We start from the raw sequence: 17,596 nt of genomic DNA on the forward strand, positions 1-17,596 counted from the left end.
CGTCCTTGCACCGTCCTGAATATCAGCTGGAGCCCGTGGCGAGAATCCTCGGGAGAGTGGGGGCGAGATACCCTTTTCGAGTGATGCCACTTTCTCAGCTGGTGGAAATCGAAGCGCAGTCGACCGCCTGGCAGGAATAGAGGTCGCGGAGGGTGAATTCCGCTTCCGCCCCCTGTTCTACCGGCGTGAAGAAGAGGGTCTGGCTTTCGCCTGCGGTGAGATCGAAGGCATTGTCGGAGAACCGGCCCTCGATATCGGCCTCGATCATCACGAAGAGTGCCAGCCCCTTGGACGAGAGCGTGAGCTCGTAGCTGCCGTCGGCTCTCCGGACCGTGCGGGCTGAGAGCCCCGGTGGCTCCAGCTCGAGCTGCTTGTAGGTGCCGTTGACGTGGTGCCCCCTGCCCGACGAACCATTTGAAGCTGAATAGGACCACATGAGCAGGCTTCCCTCGGGCACGCTGTCGGCTGGCAGCGAAATCAGCGTGCATGCCGCGTCCGGCCGGCAGGTGCCGCGCGCGGTGGTCAGCGGCGAGCGTTGGCCATCCATCGAGACGGTGAAGAACTCGGCCGAAACCTCGGTGAGTTGGGGGGTGTCGTTGACCATGGCCATGTCGATCACCTTGCCGTCGGCTGACGGGATCGCAAAGATGCTGACGGGCTCGAAGAAGCGCCGCGCCTGATAATGCATGGCCTTCCAGTTGCCGCCGTAGTCCAGGCTCGCCCAAGAGGCCACCGGCCAGGTGTCGTTGAGCTGCCAGATGATCGTGCCCATGCAATGGGGCTTCAGCGACCGCCAATATTCGACGGCGGTCTTGATCGCCAGGCCCTGCTGGATTTGAGAGAGATAGACAAAGTTGTAGAAATCCTTTGGGAAGCGGAAGTAGCGGAACATGGTGCCCGCAATGCGCTCGTTGCCGCCAGGATTCTTCTGGTGCACCTCCATCACCGGAGACGCGATGTTGAGGTCCTTCTTGTCGGCGAACCGGCTGATCAGCAGGTTCGACGTATAGGACTGGAAGCCAAATTCCGAGCAGAAACGCGGCTTGACCGAGCGATAATGGTCGAACGACTTGTTCTCGTGCCAGACCGACCAGACATGCATGTCGCCGGAGCCGTCGGCATGCCAGGCATCGCCGAAGTTGAGATAGCCGCAGGACGGGCTCGACGGCCACCAGATGAGCTCCGGATTGGCCTTCTTGGCGGCGACCTCGATCGTCCGGTTCAGCCGATCGTAGGAGACGAGGTAGCGATCGCGGTTCTTCTGGGAGACCGGGAACCAGGTGAGCGCGCCCACAAGTTCGTTGTCGCCGCACCAGAGCGCGATCGAGGCGTGATGCGAGAGCCGCCGCACCTGGTAGTCCACCTCGGCCGCGACATTGTCGAGGAATTCGGGCGTCGAGGGATAAAGATTGCAGGCGAACATGAAGTCCTGCCAGACCAGCAGGCCCAGCCGGTCGCAGGTGTCGTAGAACCCGTCGTGCTCGTAGAAGCCGCCGCCCCAGACGCGGATCATGTTCATGTTCGCGTCGACCGCCGACTGCAAGAGCGCTTCGGTCTTCTCAGGGCTCGTCTTGGAGAAGAGCGCGTCGGCCGGAATCCAGTTCGCGCCCTTGCAGAAGATCTCGCGGCCGTTGACCTTGAAGGCAAAGCGGGCGCCCGCCTCGTCCTTGTCAGTGATGAGCTCGATCGTGCGGATGCCGACCTGGCGGGCTACGGTCTCGCCCGGGATCGTGACCTTGAGTTCGTAGAGCTCCTGCTTGCCGCTGCCGGCGGGCCACCAGAGGCGTGGCCGCTCGACGACGAAGCGCTGGTGGAGCACCGTCTCGCCGGCATTCGCACTGCAATCGAGCCGCACCGTCTCGCCGTCAAATTCGAATTCGACGGGCAGCACGCAAGGGTCTACGGCGAAGAGGGTCAGTACGACATCGAGTTCGACCGAGCCGGTCGCCAGATGGCGCTGCGTGACCATGAGATGTTCGATGCGCGCCGGGTCCAGCTTGCGCAGCTTGACCGTGCCGTAGAGGCCGAGCGGCGCAAGCGCGATGTTCCAGTCCCAGCCGAAGTGGCATTGCGGCTTGCGCAACATGTTTCCGTATGGAATCGGCGAGTTCCGGGTCCACGGCACCTCGAAGGGCTGCCGATCATGGACCGCCTTGCCGGCCTCGACCGGGGAATGCAGGAGCACCTCGATCGTGTTCTCTCCCGCGGCGAGGAACTTCGATACGTCGGGCCGGTAGCGGCGGAAGCAGTTGTTGGCCTCCAGCACCCTCTCGCCGTTGACGCGGAGGGTCGCGACCGTATCGACGAAATCCAGGTCGAGATACCAGCGTCCATCCAGATCGGAAGCGTCCAACCGGAAGCTGCGCGAGAGCCTCCAGTCCTTGTGCGCCACCCACTGCACCTCGGCTTCGTTCTTGCCGAAATAGGGATCGGGTATGATGCCTTGTTCCTGCAAGGCGGAATGGACGTCGCCCGGTAGGGTGATCTTGAGGTTCGGCCGCTGGCCTTCGGCCTCGAGCGACCAGACGCCACCGAGGTCGATTTGGGTGGTTTCAGGCATTTTGTGTTCTGAGCATAGCAGCAAGTCACGTCCGAGCCGCGTCGGACCTCGAGCTATATGTCCCCCCGGTGCCGCGAGTGCCGAGCGCTTTGTTCCGAGTTCGGAGAGCGCTCCATCCCGCCGTCTGCCACTCCGGCATCCGAGTCAGGAGGACAGACGCAGCTCCACCCCGCATCGACATCCCAGTGGCTCTGGCGGGGCTCGTTGCAGATGGGCATTGCATGTCTGGGATCAAGGCGGTGCGTGCCCGTATGGCGGGCCACGTCAGAGCCGAGGCGCGGGCGCTCCAGACATCCACACAGCCACGAAAGACAAACGAATGAAGTGGCGATACGAGTCCACCCGACTCGGGATGCCATGTGGAACTTCCTCTTTCCCCGCCACGATCCGGCCAGCGCACGGGAAAACCCTACAGCACCACATGGCGCAGGGACGTTCGTTCTTCCTGGTCCCTGCGCAGGGCTTGGATGAGATGCAGGAGCAGTTTCAGTTCGCGTCGCGAGCCACGGCGTTGCCCAGCAGGCCTCGCGCCCGGGCCACCAGCTTCGTGAACTCCTCGCGGTCCGACTGGCCGTCCGTGGCCCCCTCAGCGAGCTTCTGCGCCGTGGCCAGGTTCCACCCCCGAGCGCTCGGGCTGCCGCGCAGCACGTCCGCCGTTGCCGCCACCGCCAGCGCGAAGCGGAAGTCCGGAGAGGCCGCGTCCAACGTGGCGCGCACCATTCGCTGCTCGAAGGGGAAGGACTGCTCGGCGGCCTCCGTGCCGTTGGGCGCCTTGGCGCGGATGCGCACCGTGCCCAGTGCCGCCTTCTCGCCCGTCAGCTCCACCTCGTACACCGCGGTGACGCTGTGGCCCGCGCCAATCTCTCCCGCGTCCACCTTATCGTCGCGGAAGTCCTTGTCGGCGATGTCCCGATTCTCGTAGCCCACCAGCCGGTAGCGGCGCACCACCTTCGGGTCGAACTCCACCTGGATCTTCACGTCCTTGGCGATGACCTCCAGCGTGCCGGTGAGCTGGGCCTCGAAGACCTTCTTCGCCTCCTTGTAGCTGTCAATGTAGAAGCAGTTGCCGTTGCCCTTGTCGGCCAGCTTCTCCATCAGGTCATCCCGGTAGTTGCCCATGCCGAAGCCAATGGCGGACAGGGTGACGCCTTCCTTCACATAGCCCTGGATGCTGTTGAGCATGGTGTCCGCGGAGAGGTTGGGGCCGATGTTGGCGTCACCATCCGTGAGCACCACCACGCGCGACACCACGCTGCCCGAGGCCTTCTTCACCGCGTGCTTGTAGGCCATCTCCATGCCCGAGCCCATGGCTGTACCGCCGCCGGACTCCAGGCTGTCGATGGCCTTGTAGATGCGCTCCAGGCTGGTGGCCGGGGTGGGGGAGAGCACGTCCCGGGTGCTGCCCGCGTAGGTGACGATCGCCACCGTGTCGTTCTCGTTGAGGTTCTTCACCGCGAGCTTCATCGCCTCCTTGGCCAGCGGCAGCTTGTCCTGCTGGTTCATGGAGCCGCTGGTGTCCACCAGGAAGACCAGGTGCGCGGGCTTGCGCTGCGAGCGCGAGACGCTCTTCCCCTGCACGCCCACTCGCACGAAGTGGCGGTTCGCGTTGAAGGGGGACGGCGCGCCCTCGAGGTGCACGGTGAAGGCGCCCTGCTCGGGCGGGGTGTAGCGGTACTTGAAGTAATTGACGAACTCCTCGACCCGGACGGCCGCGTGCGGCGGCAGGGCTCCCTGGGTGAGGTAGCGGCGTGACACCGCGTACGACGCCGTGTCCACGTCCACCGCGAAGGTGGAGAAGCGATCCGTGGCGGTCTCGGTGAAGGTGTTGGGCGCGTGCTCGGCGAAGCTGTTGCCCTGGGACACAGGCTCCGGGGGCTGCATGCGCGAGCCCGGTGGATGCATCTTCGCGGGCGGAGGAGGCGGCGGCGTGGCCGGGGCGGAGGCATCCACGCCGCTCAGCACCTCGGCGCGCTTCATCCTCGCGCCATTGTCGCGCGCCACGGGGGCCGACAGGGCAGCCCCCGCGGAGGCGGAGCTCGGCTTCGGGCTCGGCATGCGAGGCGCAGGGGCACCGGCCTCCGCGGCGCTCTCGGGTTCTTCGTCCACGCCGTCATGGTCCCGCGGGGCCTGAGCGGATCCGGCTTCCTCCTTCATCTCGCTGGGCTGGGCCTGCGCGAGGGATGCCGTGCTGTCTCCTGTGACTTTGGAAGACGTGCTGCACGCGGGGACGAGGCCCAGGGCGAGGGCGGCGCTCCCCCAGCGGGTCAGGCGGTTCAGCTTGGACGTTGGCATGTGCACTCCGAAAAGTGGTGAAGGTGACGTTCGAAACGAACCAGCCGCGAGTTGGGTCTACATTGGGGTTTCTCTGTTTCTAAGATTCTTACTGTTTTGACCTGATTTGCGTGAAAACGTTAGAATTCAAGCACCATGAACAAACTTCGAAGCGTGTTGATGCTGACGGGTCTCTCCGTCGCGGGCCTGAACGCCTGTGGAGGAGAGCTCGGTGCCGTGGCGCCAGTCGCGGAGGGGACGTCCTCGGTCGCCCCCGTGGGTGAGCCGGTGAGCGTGAAGCAGGAGCTGATCCAGAACCAGGCGATCTTCGACTACCTCACCCAGCTGTCGCCGCTCATCCTCCCGACCCAGAGCCACAGCGAGAGCTCCTCCACCCAGGAGGAGGTGCGTGACGCGACGATCAACGTCTGCACGTACACCCAGGTCTCGGAGACGAGCCACTTCGACAAGCTGGTCTCCTTTGATCCGAACGCGGATGTGTTGTGGCCGGGTGCCCTCGTGCAGGGGCAGTCGCTGTCGCTCGGGCTCCTGTCGCCCATCGGGGCGCCGCGCGCTCCGGGGACGATCACCCTGACCAACGCGCGGATCGACGGCTCCACACCGACCGAGTACGTGTACAGCCGGACCCTGGCGTCTCCGAGCCTGGCGAGCGCCCAGGACGCCATCCAGAACATCCTGACCGCGGAGAGCGTCAACTACGCGGCCAAGATTGCCTACACGATGCACCAGGCGCACTCGCTCAACGAGGGCTCGATCAAGGCGGGCATCGCAGTGCAGTTCGCGGGCAACTCGCTCAACACCACCTTCGGCCAGCAGTGGACGCAGAGCAAGACGACTTTCCTGGTGGACTTCACCCAGTCCTATTACACCGTCTCCTTCGGGGCGCCCGCGGAGCCCTCGGCCTTCTTCGCGCCTTCGGTGACGCTCGATGAGCTGAAGCCGTTCATCTACAACGGCAACCCGCCCGGCTATCTCAGCTCCGTCACGTATGGCCGCCGGCTGCTCGTCAAGTTCGAGTCCTCCGAGGACAGCTCCAAGGTGTCCTCGACGCTCGACGCCGTCTTCACAAAGGGCAAGGTGGGCGGCTCCATCAACCTGGACTACGAGCAGCAGAAGACCCTTCAGAACATGAAGATGACGATCCTGGCGCTGGGCGGGCCCGCTGGCAGCGCGGTGGAGGTCATCGGGACCGGCCTGGACAAGATCACCTCGCTCCAGAAGTACTTCCAGGATGGAGCCAACTTCTCGCCGAGCTCTCCGGGCGTTCCGCTGTCCTATACGGTGCGCTACCTGAGCAACTACCAGCCGCTCGTGGTGGCCTCGACGACCAGCTACACGGTGCCGTCCTGCGTGGGCAAGACGACCGCCATGTCCGTGTCGCTGGGCGAGCTGTACATCTACGCGAACGGAGAGACCTTCGGGAAGGGCGAGATGAACTACGACGTCTACGTGGGCGACTCGCTCGTGGCGTCCGGGCGCAACGTGAAGCGCGGTGACAAGGAGAGCATCTCCTTGAACGTGTCGCGGATGGTCACCCTGCTCCAACAGGAGGGCAACTCCCTGCGGGTGCGAGCGGATGTCTGGGAGAACAACAAGAAGGTGACCCCCGGCATCACGCACATCTTCAGCACCTACCTGAAGGACTGGTCGCCGAAGGGGTACCAAGAGGTCATCGGCGAGTACAAGAACCTGAAGGTCGGCCTGCGCTACACCGTCACGCCGTACTGAGCGCCGCCTCCGGGTGTGCCGGGCAGCCGGTGGGGGGCCAGGCCCTCACCGCGACTGTCCGGCTCCGAGGGCTGACCACCTCGCACGAAGAAGGGGGCCTGCTGTCCGGGGGAGCCGTTGGAGCCAATCCACTGCCAGGCACAGCCCGTACGTCAGGCCGATGAGCGCCACCGTTAGCAGCGTGTACTGCCCCCAGCCGCTCCGGTTGCCCCACACCGTCTCGAAGGAGAAGCCGAAGATGTGGAAGTAGAGCAGCCCCTCGTGGAAGACGTATGCGGACAGGGAAGAGGTGCCGAACGTCTCCACGAAGCGCCGCACCCGGGAGGGCTCGGCTCCCTGCGCCATCCGCCGCTCCAGAGCGATCAGCCCAAGCAACACGATGCAGATCCACATCCATCGCTCGGCCGCGTTGGAGGGGTTGGTGACGAAGAACCGGTGCTCCGGGTACAGGTTCCGGAGGGGCTCCGCAGCCAGCCAGCCCAGGACGCCAAGCCCGGTGAGGAAGAGCAGGGCGCGGACGAGCCCTGTGCGGCCCTGCTCACCGGCTACCGCCCCGGCATACGCCCCAAGCCACGCGAAGCCGAGCCACGGCAGGAGGGGGAACACGGCCCCAGTGGACTTATTGAGGACGTAGGCCCACGGCCCGTTTACGACCTCGCCGAGTGGTGACAGGAAGAAGGTGGCGAGCGCCAGGGCCAGGGCCACGCCTCGCAGCATCCGGGGTCGTGAGGCCATCCCGGCGGTGAAGGGCAGGAGGATCAGCAGCGACAGCCCCACGCAGTGGAGGATGTCCAGGCGCACCAGCCACTTCGGCTCCCGGAAGAGGGGGAACCACATCCAGTTGACGAGCGTGGCGACGCCGAGCACTTGCAGGGCCCGGCGCAGGTTGCGTCCGAGCCGATCACTCCGCTTGCCACTGGCGGCGCTGCGGACCAGCAGCAGTGAGAGGGCGAAGCCCGCGGAGAAGAGGAACGCCGGGGCCACCAGCCCATCGATCCTGAGCAGGAACTTCGTCGTCGGACTCTGGCGCAGCTCCGGGCGCAGCAGTACCAGCGCGTGGCACTGGACCATGAACAGCACCGCGATGCCGCGCAGCCAGTCGATGGCGCGAACGCGATCGGGGGGAGGGGCGAGACTCATGGGAGGCAGGCGAGGCCGGGTTCGGGGGCTTCGTCGTCCTGGAGTTGCAGCAGGCACCGCAGGGCGTCCGGGTCGACCTCGTCCGAGACCCAGGAGCGCCGCCACAGGAGTGCCGCCACGCGATGGGGAATCCGCGAGTCCGGAGCAACGAGGGCGCGAACCACACCGTTGCTCCCAACCTTCGCCTCCTGCCGGAGGGTCTCCAGCGTGGACACGATTTCGGGGCAGCCCTCGGGGCAGTTGTAGAGGAAGACCGCGTGCCCGTGCTCCAGGTTGTGCAGCCATACGCACCGGTTCTGCTCGGTGTCGTGGGCTCGGCAGCGCAGGGTGTCACTGCAGTGCTCGCCGCTGGTGGGGGGGTTCAGTCCGTCTCCACACGCGGTGCTCGAGCAGGTGACGTGCCGGGTGCTCGCGGGGGCCGGTGCGTGTTGGATCCCATAGCGGGAACAGTCCGGCTCGCTCGGGCTACAGGCGAGCAATGGAGCCAGGATGAGGGGGGGAAGGGTGCGACGAAGCAGGGACATCGATGGTCCTTCTATCGCATTCCACCCCGGGTGGACGAGTGGACAGAGGGCAGGGCGGGCTGACCGCCTCCCGGTCAGGTTGAGCGAGCCTGGGCGACGTTTCCGTCCATACGAATCCTAAAAGGGTGCAAGAAGGACTCTCTTCATACCGACTCGGCTACGTCGCCAATTGCCTCTCCCTCGGCCTGGGGGCCAGCCACACGTGCCGGCTCGCGGGGGCCACGCCTCAGCGGCTGGAGGCGCTCATCGAGCAGAACCTCTCCGAGCTCGAGCAGATCCTCCTCTTCAACGAGGCGCGAGGCATCGAGCTGTTCCGCATCGGCTCCTCGCTCATTCCGTTCGGCTCGCACCCGGTCAATACGCTCAAGTGGTGGCGGAAGTGGGCGCGGGACTTCGAGCGCCTGGGGCATATCGCTCGGCGCTCGCGCCAACGTCTCTCAATGCACCCCTCGCCAGCAGCGGCCTCGTTGACGTCCGTGCACCAGCGGGTGCGCGATGCCGCCATCGCCGAGTTGCGCTACAGCGCTCGGGTGTTGGACCTGCTCGGCCAGGGGCCCGAGGCTCGCGTGGTCCTCCATCTCGGAGGTGCCGCGCCGAGCCGGCCCGAGGCGCTGGACAACGCGCACCGCATGCTGGACGCCATGCCCGAGGAGCTGCGCAATCGGCTCGTCATCGAGCACGATGACAAGATCTGGAGCGCGCGAGAGGTCGCCCCGCTGGCACGCGCGCACGGGCTGCCCTGGCTCGCGGACAACCTGCACAACGTCATCGAGCCCTCGGAGCCGGTGATGTCATTGGAGGAGCTGCTGCGCGAGTCGGCGGCCTCCTGGCGCGCGCTGGACCTGAGGCCCAAGTTCCATCTGGCGAGCCAGAAGCCAGACGGCCGGCCGGGGGCGCATGCGGATCGCATCGACCCGGAGGATTTCCGGGCCGTGGTGGCGGCGCTGGACGGTCCGGCGGACCTGATGCTGGAGGCCAAGGAGAAGGACCTGGCGCTCTTCGCACTGCGTCAAGAATCCCTCGTCCAACCCTTGAACACCTCCTCACTTTAGAGGTGCGCTTCGCGCGGGCATTCCTCTACGGTTGCGCCCCGCCATGAATCGCACCCCTTCCGTCAAATACCTCCTGCGCGCGGCCCTTGTGGTCGCGCCGCTCGTCGCAGCTTCCGGCTGTACTCCCTCGGCGCATGGTTCCGCGCAGAAGTCCGCCGCGGCCCAGCCCACGGCCGAGAACGCGCGCCAGTTCGCCACCCGCGTGAATGAGGAGCTCAAGCGGCTGTGGGTGAGGCAGTCCACGGCCGAGTGGATCAAGGCCACCTACATCACCGACGACACCGAGCGGAACGCGGCCTCCATCAACGAGGAGGTGATGGGCTACATCAACCAGGCCATCAAGGAGGCCGCGCGCTTCAAGGACGTGCAGGGGCTGGACGCGGACACCGCGCGCACGCTGCACCTGCTGCGCGTGTCCTCCTCGCTGGTCGCGCCGAGCGATGCGCAGAAGCGCTCGGAGCTGGCCTCCATCGCCGCGAAGCTCGAGGGCCTCTACGGCAAGGGCAAGTACTGCGGCAAGGATGGCAAGGGCCAGTGCAAGGACCTGGGCGAGCTGTCCGACGTGATGGCGAAGAGCCGCAACTACAACGAGCTGCTCGAGGCCTGGGTGGGGTGGCACGCCATCTCGCAGCCGATGCGCCCGCTCTACGAGCGCCTGGTGAGCATCTCCAACGAGGGGGCTCAGGAGATCGGCTTCTCGGACCTCGGTGCGCTCTGGCGCTCCAACTACGACATGCCGCCCGAGGCCTTCGAGAAGGAGGCCCAGCGGTTGTGGGGGCAGGTGAAGCCCCTCTATGACGACCTGCACTGCTACGTGCGCGCCCGGCTGGCGAAGCAGTACGGCGAGGACAAGGTGCCCGCCGGCCAGGCCATCCCCGCGCACCTGCTCGGCAACATGTGGGCGCAGGAGTGGAACAACATCTACAACCTGGTGGAGCCCTACAAGGGGCAGCCCAGCCTGGACGTGAGCGCCGAGCTGACGCGGCAGAAGTACGACGCCATCCGCATGGTGAAGACGGGCGAGGGCTTCTTCACTTCATTGGGGCTCAAGCCGCTGCCGCAGACGTTCTGGGAGCGCTCGCAGTTCACCAAGCCGCGCGACCGCGAGGTGGTGTGCCACGCCAGCGCGTGGGACGTCACCTACGACAACGATCTGCGCATCAAGATGTGCATCAAGCCCACCGAGGAGGAGCTGGTCACCATCCACCACGAGCTGGGCCACAACTACTACTACACGTACTACTACACGCTCCCCGCGCTCTATCAGCAGGGCGCGCATGATGGCTTCCACGAGGCCATCGGCGACGCCATTACCCTCTCCATCACCCCGGGCTATCTCAAGCAGATGGGCCTGCTGAAAGCGGTGCCGCAGGGGGACAAGGGCCTCATCAACCTGCAGATGAAGGACGCGATGGAGAAGGTGGCCTTCCTGCCCTTCGGTCTGCTTGTGGATCAGTGGCGCTGGGAGGTGCTCTCCGGGCGGGTGAAGCCGGAGGACTACAACAAGGCCTGGTGGGCGCTGCGCGAGAAGTACCAGGGCGTGCGCGCGCCGGTGGAGCGCTCCGAGCAGGACTTTGATCCGGGCGCCAAGTACCACGTCCCCGCCAACGTCCCCTATACGCGCTACTTCCTGGCGCGCATCCTCCAGTTCCAGTTCCACCGCGCACTCTGCCAGGCCGCCGGTCACCAGGGCGCCCTCCACGAGTGCTCCATCTACGGCAACAAGGAGGCCGGAAAGCGGCTCCAGGCCATGCTCGAAATGGGCGCGAGCAAGCCGTGGCCCGACGCGCTCGAGGCCCTCACGGGGCAGCGTGAGATGGATGCTTCAGCAATGCTGGACTACTTCACTCCACTGAGAACCTGGCTGCAGGAGCAGAACAAGGGACAAAAGTGTGGCTGGTAGGACTTTGCGCGGTAGACACGGAAAGCGGCTGAGCCTACATTCTCGCCCGCTTGGCTGGGTCTCATCCAACCGGGTCGGGCGGCAGATTTTCGCGCCCGTTTGTCTGAAGGAAGAAGAGAGCAAATGGCGACTGGTACGGTGAAGTGGTTCAACGATGCGAAGGGGTTCGGATTCATCACGCAGGACGGCGGTGGCGAGGACGTGTTCTGCCACCACACTGCGATCAACATGGATGGGTTCCGCACCCTGGCCGAGGGTCAGCGGGTCGAGTTCGAAGTGACCAAGGGCCCCAAGGGTCTGCAGGCGCAGAACGTTCGTCCCGCCTAGTCCGGCTCTCTTCGTAGGTTGTTCCTGAAAAGGGTCCGACCCATTGGGGCCGGGCCCTTTTTCATGTCCGGAGTTCTCGTATGTTCGTCCGCTCTTCTTCCCGGTTCTTCCTGAAGCGTGCCCCGGTGTTTCCCCTGCTGGCCGTGCTCGGCTGTGCGTCCGGCCAGCCCCATGTCCAGGCGGGCGCCGCGCCCGCGGAGGCTCGTCCCATGAAGCAGACCGCCGATCTCTCCGCTCTGAAGGCAGAGCTCGTTGCCCGCCATGGCGAGGCGCAGCGGGCCCGCATCGAGCGGGGCGTGGACCAGGTGGCCGTGCTGTGGCGCGCGGAGGACGGGGACCTGGCCGCTTTCGTGCGCGAGTACTTCATCGCCGACGAGAAGCAGCTCGAGGCCACCCTGGCCCGGCTGGAGACGGCGTTCGAGCAGCTCGACGGGCATTTGAACGAGATCAGCCGGGAGCTGCGGCGTCCCACGGATTTGGACCTGGGGCCGTTGCTGCCGGTGGATCCGTTGCTCGCGGCGTATGACCCGGGCGCGCACACCACCGAGGATCTCTTCCAGGCGAAGGTGGGGTTCGTGGCGCTGCTCAACTTCCCGCTCACCACGCTGGCCGAGCGGATGGAGAAGGGCCCGGGCTACACCCGCCGCCAGTGGGCCGAGGCTCGGCTCACCGGTCGTTTCAGCCGCCGCGTCCCCGCGGAGGTGCGGCAGGCGTCGACGCGCGCGACGGCGGACGCGGACCTCTACATCGCCGAGTACAACATCTGGATGCACCACCTGGTGGATGAGCAGGGGCGCCGGCCCTTCCCGAAGGGGATGCGGTTGATCAGCCATTGGAACCTGCGGGACGAGCTGAAGTCCCGGTACGCGGATCCGGAGGGCGTGGCGAAGCAGCGGATGATCATCAAGGTGATGGAGCGCATCGTTACGCAGACGATCCCCGCGGCAGTCATCGACAATCCCTGGGTGGACTGGAATCCGTTCACCAACGAGGTGAAGGCTGCACCCGCGGGGGAGCTCGAGTCGGACGCGCCCCAGCGCCCCGTGGTGTTGGACGGCAAGCGTGAGGACGACGTGCGCTACACGAAGCTGCTGGCGCAGTTTCACGCGGCTCGGAGGGAGGACCCCTACGTGCCGGTGGCGCCCACGGCGATCGCGCGCAGCTTCGAGCTGGGGCGTGAGCTGCCCGAGGCCCGGGTAAAGGCGCTGCTGGAGCAGGTGCTGACGTCTCCGCTGGTGCCACAAGTGGCGAAGCTCATTGAGCAGAGGTTGGGACGGAAGCTGGAGCCGCAGGACCTGTGGTACGCCGGCTTCAGGGCGAACGCGAAGCTGCCCGAGGCGGAGCTCGACAAGCTGACGCGCCAGCGCTACCCGACGGCGGAGGCCTTCGCGAAGGATTTGCCGCGGATCCTCCAGGGGCTGGGCTTCTCGAAGGAGAAGGCGGCTTTCCTGTCGGAGCACATCCGGGTGGACTCCTCGCGAGGAGCGGGGCACGCGATGCCGTCGCTGCGGCGCGGGGACTTCCCCCGGCTACGGACGCGGGTGGGCCCCAGTGGCATGGACTACAAGGGCTACAACATCGCGGTGCACGAGCTGGGGCACAACGTGGAGCAGGTGTTCTCGCTCTATGAGGTGGATCACACGCTCCTGGCGGGAGTGCCCAACAATGCCTTCACGGAGGCGCTGGCCTTCGTCTTCCAGGCGAGAGACCTGGAGCTGCTGGGACAGGCGAAGCCGGACGCGGCCCGTGAGCGCGAGCGGGTGCTCAACGACTTCTGGCAGACGTGGGAGATCGCCGGAGTGGCGCTGGTGGACATCGCGGTGTGGCACTGGATGTACGAGCACCCAGACGCTACGCCGGCGCAGCTCCGCGAGGCGGTGGTGCGTATCGCGCAGGAGACGTGGGATCGCTACTACGCGCCGGTGCTGGGAGGGCAGGGGACGCCGCTGCTGGGCATCTACAGCCACATGATCTCCTATCCCCTGTACCTGACGGACTATCCGCTGGGGCACCTGATCGCGTTTCAGATCGAGGAGCACCTGCACAAGGCGGGCAAGCTGGGGGCGGAGTTCGAGCGGATGGCGAGCCAGGGGGCCCTGACTCCGGACGTGTGGATGACGAACGCCACGGGCGCGCCGGTGAGCGCCGAGCCGCTGCTGCGCGCCACGGAGGCGGCGCTCCTCGGACGCTGAATGCACTCCCTCTCCCTCTGGGAGAGGGTCGGGGTGAGGGTCTATCGCTCAGTCAGCCCCTCACCCCGTCTACCCGGAGTGCTTACTTCCCGGGCTGCTGGGGCTGCGCGCGCGGAGTATCCGAGCCGATGCTGAGCAGCTCGACCTCGAACACGAGGGTGGAGTTGGGCGGGATGGTGGGAGGCGAGCCCTGCTCACCGTAGGCCTGCTTGGCGGGGCACACGAGCTGGGCCTTGCCGCCGACCTTCATCTTCTGCACGCCCTCGGTCCAGCAGGGGATGACGCCGTTGAGCGGGAACTCGGCGGGCTGGCCGCGCTTGTAGGAGCTGTCGAACTCGACGCCGCTGGTGAGCGTGCCGCGGTAGTTCACCTTCACCGTGTCGGTGGCCTTGGGGCTCTGGCCGGTGCCGGCCTTCAGCTCCTTGTAGATGACGCCCGAGGGCAGTTTGACGGCGCCCTTCTCCTTGGCGGCCTCATCCAGATACTTCTGGCCGGCCTTCTCGCCGCGGGCCTTGGCGAGCCCCTGGAGCTTGGGCCCGTAGGTGTCCAGCTCCACCGCCGGCTTGGCGTTGGTGAGCGAGTCCGTCATGCCCTTCTTGACGATCTCGATCTCGGCCGGGCTCAGGTCGAAGACCTTGATGCTGCGTCCGATCGACAGGCCGAGCGCGTAGACCGTCTTCTCATCCTCGGTCTTGAGCTGAGCTTGTCCCTGCGCCTGCTGCGCCTGTGCCTGCATTCCAGCGAGACCGAGCAGTGCTGCCGCCAACATTCCGAATCGCATGTGAACCGCCTTTCTCAATGGAGGCGGAAGGATAGGCCTGCCCGGGCCTTCTGGCTGGTCGTTTTCTTGCGGCCTGTCCGGATGCTCGTACCTTCGCGACAGCCTGCTGCAGCGCGGAAGCAACCTGTAGCAGCCGAGCTACCGGGAGGGTGTGAGCATGAGCGACAAGCGGAAGAGCGCGCGGGTTCCCCTCGACGTCTACCTGAACAAGTACATGGGGGGCGTACCGTACATGGCCCGAGCCTCCGATATCAGCCAGGAGGGCGTGAGCCTGGCGCGCCTGCTGGAGCCCGAGCAGGAGGCCCGTCGGGTGGGGCTCCAGTTCCAGCTCCCTGGGTCGGAAGAGGTCATCTACGCCGAGGGCGAGGTGGTGCGTGAGTGGGTGGAGGCCGGCAGCCCGCGCCGCAATGAGCGTTCGGGCGTGCGCTTTACGCTGCTCACCCAGCGGCATCGCCAGTTGATTGACGACTACGTGACACGCAACACGCAGGGCCACTGAGCCACGCTCCGCGCGAGGGCAGATGGGACAGAGCCGCCTTGACCTGGCTCGGAGCCGGCCGGTTGAATCCGACCCTCCGAACGAGAGCGTGGAGGATTCACGTGAGGCGTGCATTGTGGGCGCTGGTGTTGGCGGCTCCGCTGTCGGCACTGGCTCAGGGTAGTGGGGTGGATTGGCAGCGGCAGGTCCTCCGGGTGACGGGGGATGGGCCGCCGGACGTGAAGGCTTCCAACCCGTCCCAGGCGAGGCTGGGCGCGGAGCGCTCGGCGAAGGCGGATGCTTTCACGGATTTGCTGGAGCAGGTGAAGGGCGTCCGCGTCCGGGCGGACAGGACCGTGGGCGACGAGATGGCTCGCGAGGAGACGCGCCGTCAGGTCGAGGACGTGCTTCGCGGCTATACGGTCGTCGGGAAGCGCTACTACTCGGACAGCGGCGTGCAGATGGACGTGGAGGTTCCGCTCGCGGCACTCACTGCGGTGTTGGTGCCCCCGACGCCCTCGAGTACTCCCGCCCAGGCCGAAGCGAAGCCCGCCGAGACGAAGAAAGCCGCCAAGGTGAAGTACACGGGGTTGGTGGTGGACGCGCGGAAGCTGGGCATGGTGCCGGCATTGGCGCCCCGGTTGCTCGATGCGTCCGGCCAGCAGCTCTACGGCGTGGAGTCGTTGTCGGCGGAGGCCCGGAAGAGCACGGGGGTGGCCGGATTCTTCAAGAGCCTCGAGGCGGCCAAGAAGTCGGCGCTGGTGGGGACGAAACCACTGATGCTGGAGGCAGCGCGGCTCGAGGGTTCGGACCTTCAGTTGGGGCCGGATGCGGCGAAGGCGCTCGAGGGGCTGGATCCAAGCCTGCTCAACGAGGGGCGGGTAGCGATCCTCATCAAGTAGACGGGAGGACGAGGAGCCTGGTGATGATGGCCTGGAGTGTGAGGCGGTGGGGCAGGCGAGAGGTTGCCCTGGTGCTCGGTGGGCTGATGCTGGGGTGTGCCTCGGGCCCCGAGCGGGTGCAATCTCCAGCGGCGGACAAGGCGCGCGAGCTGCTGCGCTCCACGCGTTCGCGTGGAGGCAACCTGCTGCTTCGGTGTGAGCCCTCGGATGCCGAGGTGTACCTGGATGGAGTGGTCCAGGGCGTGTGTACCGACTTCGGCGGAGGGGCGAATGGGCTCCAAGTCGGGGTGGGGCTGCACCGCATCGACGTGAAGAAGGACGGCTACTGGCCGTACACCACGTATTACGAGCCAGGCAGTGCCCGGGCGGGGCTGACCATCAAACTGCGGGCGGTGGAGCCGGAGCGCGGCGGCGCGGACTGAGTCGCGGGGCTCGCATCCGGTATACCCTCACCCCAGCACGGAGGTTCGCCATCGGACGTAACAAGAGAGGCAAGGCGCGCGCGGTGAAGGCGCCCATGGCGCGGGAGGTTCCAGCGGAGGTGCCCCTGCAGGTGGTCAGGTCCGAGCCAGGGCCGGCGCCGGCTCCCGTGGAGCTACCGGAGCCAGAGGTGGAGCTCTCCGAGGCGGAGGCCCGGTGGGTGGACTTCGCCTGGTCGCTGGGCATGGTGGGCTCGTTGGCGCTGGTCTTCGAGCTGCTGTCGGTCTTCGGCGGGGTGGCGGTGCCGGTACTGCTGGCGCTCTTCATGGCGTACGTGCTCAACCCGCCCGTCACCGCGCTGGAGCGGCGGGGCCTCAACCGCGCCGTGGGCTCGAGCGTGGTGTTCGGCGCGTGCGTGCTGCTGATGGTGGGGGCGGTGCTGTACCTCATCCCCGTCTTCCGAGACGAGGCGGCCAAGCTGCCGGACTTCTTCCTCCGGGCCAGCGAGCGGGTGGTGCCGCAGGTGGAGGCGCTGCTGGGGCGCCCGTTGCCGGATCTGCTGCGGCAGCGCATGACGGAGCTGGGGGGGCAGGCCTCGGAGCTGCTCCAGAGCGCGGGGCCCACGGCAGCGCGGCTGGTGGCGAGCTTCGCGGGCAACACCGCCCGGTTCGTGGCCACGTTGCTGGGTCTGCTGGTGGTGCCGGTGCTGGCCTTCTTCTTCCTGCAGGACTACCCGAAGCTGGTGGGACGGGTGAAGGGGCTGGTTCCACGCCGGGCGGTGGGCCTGGTCAGCCGGCGCTTCTCCGAGGTGGACGACGTCCTGTCCGCCTTCGTGCGAGGACAGATCACCGTGGGGGCCATCCTGTCGGTGCTCTACAGCACGGGCCTGGGGCTCGCGCGCATCGACATGGCGATTGTCATCGGCGCCATCTCCGGGTTCGGCAACATGGTGCCCTACCTGGGAACGACGCTGGGCGTGGTGCTGGCGCTGCTGGGGGTGATGTTGTCCTGGCAGGGGCCGTGGCAGCTCGCGGTGGTTGTCGGCACGTTCGTGGTGGCCCAGATGGCCGAGGGATTCTTCATCACCCCGCGCGTGGTGGGGGACAAAGTGGGCCTCTCGTCGGTGACCGTCATCATCGCCATCCTGGCCTTCGGCGAGCTGTTCGGCTTCACCGGCATCCTGCTCGCGGTGCCCACGACGGCCATCCTCAAGGTGGTGCTGCGCGTGGTGGTGGAGCGTTACCAGAAGACGGCCCTCTACAAGGGAGAGGGATCGGCCTCCTGAGTCGTCCGGGGC

Annotated in this window: 14 protein-coding genes; 9 read left to right on the forward strand and 5 right to left on the reverse strand. The window is 66.5% G+C overall.

Translation table 11 applies throughout. The features are described from left to right. Window positions 1–94 precede the first annotated feature (94 nt). A complete protein-coding gene (locus tag F0U60_RS25700; RefSeq protein ID WP_395824488.1) occupies window positions 95–2,560 on the reverse strand; it encodes a glycosyl hydrolase 2 galactose-binding domain-containing protein in 2,466 nt (821 codons plus the stop codon). 486 nt (window positions 2,561–3,046) lie between these two features. Then, a complete protein-coding gene (locus tag F0U60_RS25705; RefSeq protein WP_395824491.1) occupies window positions 3,047–4,852 on the reverse strand; it encodes a von Willebrand factor type A domain-containing protein in 1,806 nt (601 codons plus the stop codon). 135 nt (window positions 4,853–4,987) lie between these two features. Here F0U60_RS25705 and F0U60_RS25710 point away from each other — a divergent pair, with 135 nt between their 5' ends. Next, window positions 4,988–6,580: a thiol-activated cytolysin family protein gene (locus tag F0U60_RS25710; RefSeq protein ID WP_395824494.1), complete on the forward strand. Its 1,593-nt coding sequence runs from the start codon at window positions 4,988–4,990 to the stop codon at window positions 6,578–6,580. 45 nt (window positions 6,581–6,625) lie between these two features. On the opposite strand, the gene F0U60_RS25715 is transcribed toward F0U60_RS25710, so the two are convergent. Beyond that, window positions 6,626–7,720 (reverse strand): heparan-alpha-glucosaminide N-acetyltransferase domain-containing protein, encoded by a 1,095-nt coding sequence (locus F0U60_RS25715; RefSeq protein WP_395824497.1) that lies wholly within the window; start codon window positions 7,718–7,720, stop codon window positions 6,626–6,628. Continuing rightward, complete coding sequence (locus F0U60_RS25720; protein WP_395824500.1) at window positions 7,717–8,244, reverse strand: DUF3105 domain-containing protein; 528 nt, start codon at window positions 8,242–8,244, stop codon at window positions 7,717–7,719. Before F0U60_RS25720 ends, F0U60_RS25715 begins: the two co-directional genes overlap by 4 nt. Window positions 8,245–8,369: 125 nt before the next feature. On the opposite strand from F0U60_RS25720, the gene uvsE reads away from it, so the two are divergent. The 4 genes from uvsE (at window position 8,370) to F0U60_RS25740 (ending at window position 13,718) form a co-directional block, all read left to right on the forward strand. Beyond that, window positions 8,370–9,296, forward strand: coding sequence for a UV DNA damage repair endonuclease UvsE (gene uvsE, locus F0U60_RS25725; protein WP_395824503.1), 927 nt, complete (start codon window positions 8,370–8,372; stop codon window positions 9,294–9,296). Between the two features lie 43 nt (window positions 9,297–9,339). Then, window positions 9,340–11,199 (forward strand): M2 family metallopeptidase, encoded by a 1,860-nt coding sequence (locus F0U60_RS25730; RefSeq protein ID WP_395824506.1) that lies wholly within the window; start codon window positions 9,340–9,342, stop codon window positions 11,197–11,199. 123 nt (window positions 11,200–11,322) lie between these two features. Further along, a complete protein-coding gene (locus F0U60_RS25735; RefSeq protein ID WP_203404698.1) occupies window positions 11,323–11,526 on the forward strand; it encodes a cold-shock protein in 204 nt (67 codons plus the stop codon). A 209-nt stretch (window positions 11,527–11,735) separates the two neighbouring features. Further along, on the forward strand, window positions 11,736–13,718 hold the full coding sequence (locus F0U60_RS25740; RefSeq protein WP_395825436.1) for a hypothetical protein: 1,983 nt from the start codon (window positions 11,736–11,738) through the stop codon (window positions 13,716–13,718). An 82-nt stretch (window positions 13,719–13,800) separates the two neighbouring features. Here the strand turns inward: F0U60_RS25740 and F0U60_RS25745 are convergent, their stop codons facing one another. Beyond that, window positions 13,801–14,499 carry an FKBP-type peptidyl-prolyl cis-trans isomerase gene (locus F0U60_RS25745; protein WP_395824511.1) on the reverse strand — a complete coding sequence of 233 codons (699 nt, stop codon included), beginning with the start codon at window positions 14,497–14,499 and terminating at the stop codon, window positions 13,801–13,803. A gap of 157 nt (window positions 14,500–14,656) precedes the next feature. Here F0U60_RS25745 and F0U60_RS25750 point away from each other — a divergent pair, with 157 nt between their 5' ends. The 4 genes from F0U60_RS25750 (at window position 14,657) to F0U60_RS25765 (ending at window position 17,584) form a co-directional block, all read left to right on the forward strand. After that, on the forward strand, window positions 14,657–14,998 hold the full coding sequence (locus tag F0U60_RS25750) for a PilZ domain-containing protein (protein WP_395824514.1): 342 nt from the start codon (window positions 14,657–14,659) through the stop codon (window positions 14,996–14,998). A gap of 101 nt (window positions 14,999–15,099) precedes the next feature. Next, window positions 15,100–15,879 carry an LPP20 family lipoprotein gene (locus F0U60_RS25755; RefSeq protein ID WP_395824516.1) on the forward strand — a complete coding sequence of 260 codons (780 nt, stop codon included), beginning with the start codon at window positions 15,100–15,102 and terminating at the stop codon, window positions 15,877–15,879. Window positions 15,880–15,902: 23 nt separating this feature from the next. Further along, window positions 15,903–16,301, forward strand: coding sequence for a hypothetical protein (locus F0U60_RS25760; protein ID WP_395824519.1), 399 nt, complete (start codon window positions 15,903–15,905; stop codon window positions 16,299–16,301). A gap of 95 nt (window positions 16,302–16,396) precedes the next feature. Further along, window positions 16,397–17,584, forward strand: coding sequence for an AI-2E family transporter (locus F0U60_RS25765; RefSeq protein WP_395824522.1), 1,188 nt, complete (start codon window positions 16,397–16,399; stop codon window positions 17,582–17,584). Window positions 17,585–17,596: the final 12 nt, after the last annotated feature.

It is taken from the genome of Archangium minus, assembly GCF_044360475.1.
GTDB classification, from domain to species: Bacteria; Myxococcota; Myxococcia; order Myxococcales; family Myxococcaceae; genus Archangium; species Archangium minus.

Coding starts and splice junctions, on each gene's coding strand:
- F0U60_RS25700 (WP_395824488.1), bottom strand. CDS start 2,560: ATGCCTGAAACCACCCAAATCGACCTCGGTGGCGTCTGGTCGCTCGAG.
- F0U60_RS25705 (WP_395824491.1), bottom strand. CDS start 4,852: ATGCCAACGTCCAAGCTGAACCGCCTGACCCGCTGGGGGAGCGCCGCC.
- F0U60_RS25710 (WP_395824494.1), top strand. CDS start 4,988: ATGAACAAACTTCGAAGCGTGTTGATGCTGACGGGTCTCTCCGTCGCG.
- F0U60_RS25760 (WP_395824519.1), top strand. CDS start 15,903: ATGATGGCCTGGAGTGTGAGGCGGTGGGGCAGGCGAGAGGTTGCCCTG.
- F0U60_RS25750 (WP_395824514.1), top strand. CDS start 14,657: ATGAGCGACAAGCGGAAGAGCGCGCGGGTTCCCCTCGACGTCTACCTG.
- F0U60_RS25720 (WP_395824500.1), bottom strand. CDS start 8,244: ATGTCCCTGCTTCGTCGCACCCTTCCCCCCCTCATCCTGGCTCCATTG.
- F0U60_RS25730 (WP_395824506.1), top strand. CDS start 9,340: ATGAATCGCACCCCTTCCGTCAAATACCTCCTGCGCGCGGCCCTTGTG.
- F0U60_RS25715 (WP_395824497.1), bottom strand. CDS start 7,720: ATGAGTCTCGCCCCTCCCCCCGATCGCGTTCGCGCCATCGACTGGCTG.
- F0U60_RS25735 (WP_203404698.1), top strand. CDS start 11,323: ATGGCGACTGGTACGGTGAAGTGGTTCAACGATGCGAAGGGGTTCGGA.
- F0U60_RS25745 (WP_395824511.1), bottom strand. CDS start 14,499: ATGCGATTCGGAATGTTGGCGGCAGCACTGCTCGGTCTCGCTGGAATG.
- F0U60_RS25765 (WP_395824522.1), top strand. CDS start 16,397: ATGGCGCGGGAGGTTCCAGCGGAGGTGCCCCTGCAGGTGGTCAGGTCC.
- F0U60_RS25740 (WP_395825436.1), top strand. CDS start 11,736: ATGAAGCAGACCGCCGATCTCTCCGCTCTGAAGGCAGAGCTCGTTGCC.